General features: G+C 74.5%; 2 protein-coding genes, 1 tRNA gene and 1 other RNA gene. 1 reads left to right on the top strand and 3 read right to left on the bottom strand.

Annotated elements, in window-relative coordinates; translation table 11 throughout:
* Both ABL57_RS20505 and ffs read right to left on the bottom strand, forming a co-directional pair.
* On the bottom strand, positions 1–1,271 hold a 1,271-nt coding region (locus tag ABL57_RS20505; RefSeq protein WP_047805341.1), incomplete at its 3' end, for a DNA polymerase III subunit gamma and tau.
* A 76-nt stretch (positions 1,272–1,347) separates the two neighbouring features.
* An RNA gene (ffs, locus tag ABL57_RS21570) (signal recognition particle sRNA small type) lies at positions 1,348–1,444 on the bottom strand.
* Between the two features lie 132 nt (positions 1,445–1,576).
* On the opposite strand from ffs, the gene ABL57_RS20500 reads away from it, so the two are divergent.
* Positions 1,577–1,661 (top strand) — tRNA-Ser (locus tag ABL57_RS20500).
* A gap of 138 nt (positions 1,662–1,799) precedes the next feature.
* On the opposite strand, the gene ABL57_RS20495 is transcribed toward ABL57_RS20500, so the two are convergent.
* Positions 1,800–2,504: a hypothetical protein gene (locus tag ABL57_RS20495; RefSeq protein ID WP_047805340.1), complete on the bottom strand. Its 705-nt coding sequence runs from the start codon at positions 2,502–2,504 to the stop codon at positions 1,800–1,802.
* Positions 2,505–2,625 lie beyond the last annotated feature (121 nt).

Raw genomic sequence — 2,625 nt, 5'->3', positions numbered from 1 at the left:
ACGGGCTCCGCGGCCACGGGCTCCGCGCCAACGGGCGCTGCGGCCGCGGAGGGCCGCGAGGTGGCGGCCGCGGGCTCCTCGTGCCCGGCGGCGGGGACGGTGCCGCGGCCGATGCTCAACCGCCGTTCCAGCCGGTCCACCCGCGCCGTCACGCCGCGGGTGGTGTCCTCCGAGGAGGGCAGCAGGATGCGCGCGCAGAGCAGCTCGAGGTGCAGCTGGGGCGAGGTGGCCCCCGTCATCTCCGTGAGGGCCGTGTTGGTGATGTCCGCCGCGCGGGAGAGCTCCGAGGCCCCGAGCTGGGACGCCTGGTTGCGCAGCCGCGCGATCTGGTCCTGGGGCATCCCGTGCAAAATGTTGCCCGCCGACTCCGGGACCGCGTTGACGATGATGAGGTCGCGGAAGCGCTCGAGGAGGTCCTCCACGAACCGGCGCGGGTCCTGACCGGTCTGGATCACCCGGTCCACCGCGCGGAACACCGTGGCGGCGTCCCCGGACGCGAAGGCGTCGACCACGTCGTCGAGGAGGGCGCCGTGGGTGTAGCCCAGCAGGGCCACGGCGAGGTCGTAGCCGATGCCCCGCTCGTCGGAGCCCGCCATGAGCTGGTCCAGCACGGAGAGGGTGTCGCGGACCGAACCGCCGCCGGCCCGGACCACCAGGGAGAGCACCCCCGGGGCCACCTCCACGTGCTCCTCGGCGCACAGCTGCTCGAGGTAGTGCATCAGCGGCTCGGTGGGGACCAGACGGAAGGGGTAGTGGTGGGTCCGGGACCGGATGGTCGTGAGCACCTTGCTGGGCTCGGTGGTCGCGAAGATGAACTTGATGTGCTCCGGGGGCTCCTCGACGATCTTGAGCAGGGCGTTGAAGCCCTCGCGCGTGACCATGTGCGCCTCGTCGATGATGAAGATCTTGAACCGGTCCCGCACGGGCGCGAACGTGGCGCGCTCGCGCAGGTCGCGGGCGTGGTCCACGCCGCCGTGGCTGGCGGCGTCCATCTCGATCACGTCGAGCGAGCCGGCCCCGTCCCGGGCCAGGTCCCGGCAGCTCTCGCAGCGGCCGCAGGGCGTGGGCGTGGGACCCTCGGCGCAGTTCAGGCAGCGGGCCAGGATGCGCGCGGAGGTGGTCTTGCCGCATCCGCGGGGCCCGGAGAAGAGGTAGGCGTGGCTGACCCTGTCCTTGCGCAGCGCCGTCATCAGCGGCTCGGTCACGTGCTCCTGGCCGATGACGTCCTCGAAGGTCTCCGGGCGGTAGCGGCGGTACAGGGCGGTAGTCACAGGAGCCACCTTAGCGACGGATTCCGACAGGCGGGGCGGGGCCCCGGGGCTGGGGAGCCGGGCCGCCCCGAGGGGACGAAAAGACCCCTCGCGCACCCGCCAGAGCCCGTTTACCCTTGCTGCCTTCCGGCCCTGGGGGAGTTCAACAGGATGACGCCACGCGAGGGGCTGGCACAGAGTCTAGCCGATGCCGCGGGCAGGTCGAAACCGGGCGGCGCCGCCGACGATTCGGCAATGCCCGGGGGTTGGGCTATGCTGGATTCCGCATGTTCCGGCGCCGCGAGGTCGCCGGGGTGTGCGTGCCTGGAGGATTCGCCTAGCGGCCTATGGCGCACGCCTGGAACGCGTGTTGGGTTCACGCCCTCGGGGGTTCAAATCCCCCATCCTCCGCACTGCAGAGCCCCTGACCGGGACACCCTTCCGGTCAGGGGCTCTTTCGTGTGCCCCGGCGCGGAAGGCCGCGGCCGTGCGGGCGAGCCCGAGGGCCTCGGGCGCCGCGAGGGTTGAGCGCTGTCAGGGGTCGGGCGCTCAGGCCCTGCGGCGGGCCCGCGAGCGGCGGACGCCCAGGGCTGTGGCACCGACCGCCACGGTCCCCAGGCCGCCCAGGGCCACCAGCAGCCCGGGGGCGGTCGCCGTCTCCTGTGCCGGAACCCGGGTGAGACTGCCCAGGGGCACCCGGGTGACCGTGCCGGGCGCCACCTGCTGCGCTCCAGGCAGCCCCCGGGCCTCGAGCGGGCGTGCGTGCGGGCTCTGCTCCGAGGGCTCCGCCGCCGTGGCTCCGGGGGAGCGGGACGTTCCCGACTGGGCGGCGGCCGGTGCCGGGCGCGTCGTCCCGGAGTCGTCCTCGGTGCCGGTCTCGGCGCCGGTCGACCGGCCCGCGGCCGGGCCGGTCTCCGCGCCGGAGGGGGCGGAGTCCGCGGCCGGGGCGGCGTCGGGCGCCGAGGGCCGCTCAGCGACGGGCGCCTCGTCGGGTCCCGGTGCCGTCCCGGAGTCCGACGGAGCGCCGACCGCGGGATCGACGGCAGGGGTCTCCACCGGGCCGGCCGGGGTCGGCTCGGCCGGGCCGGTCGGCCCGGCCGGCTCCGCCGGTGCGTCGACGGAGCCGTCCTCGGCCGGCGCGTCGGTGGGGGATCCGACGGCCGGCGCGGGAGTCTGCACGGCATCGGGTGAAGCCTCGGCGGGAGCGGGGGCGAGCAGGATCAGGGCGGCCAGGGCGAGGGTCCGGACGGGCATGAGGCGAACCTTACAAGGGGATGCGGGCGCGGAACGGGCGCTCGTCATTTTACGTCGTTCCACCCTTGGGGTTCGCACATGCAATAGCCTGCTGGTGTGGCGGGACGGGCTGTCCCGCCAC

Source organism: Kocuria sp. SM24M-10, assembly GCF_001027955.1.
GTDB classification, from domain to species: domain Bacteria; phylum Actinomycetota; class Actinomycetes; order Actinomycetales; family Micrococcaceae; genus Kocuria; species Kocuria oceani.
The sequence above is the reverse complement of the archived record's forward strand: the minus strand, read 5'-3'. Positions and strand labels throughout refer to the sequence as shown.

What these genes read in the sequence shown, in the direction of transcription:
- ABL57_RS20495 (WP_047805340.1), bottom strand. Translation starts at nt 2,504, where the DNA reads ATGCCCGTCCGGACCCTCGCCCTGGCCGCCCTGATCCTGCTCGCCCCC.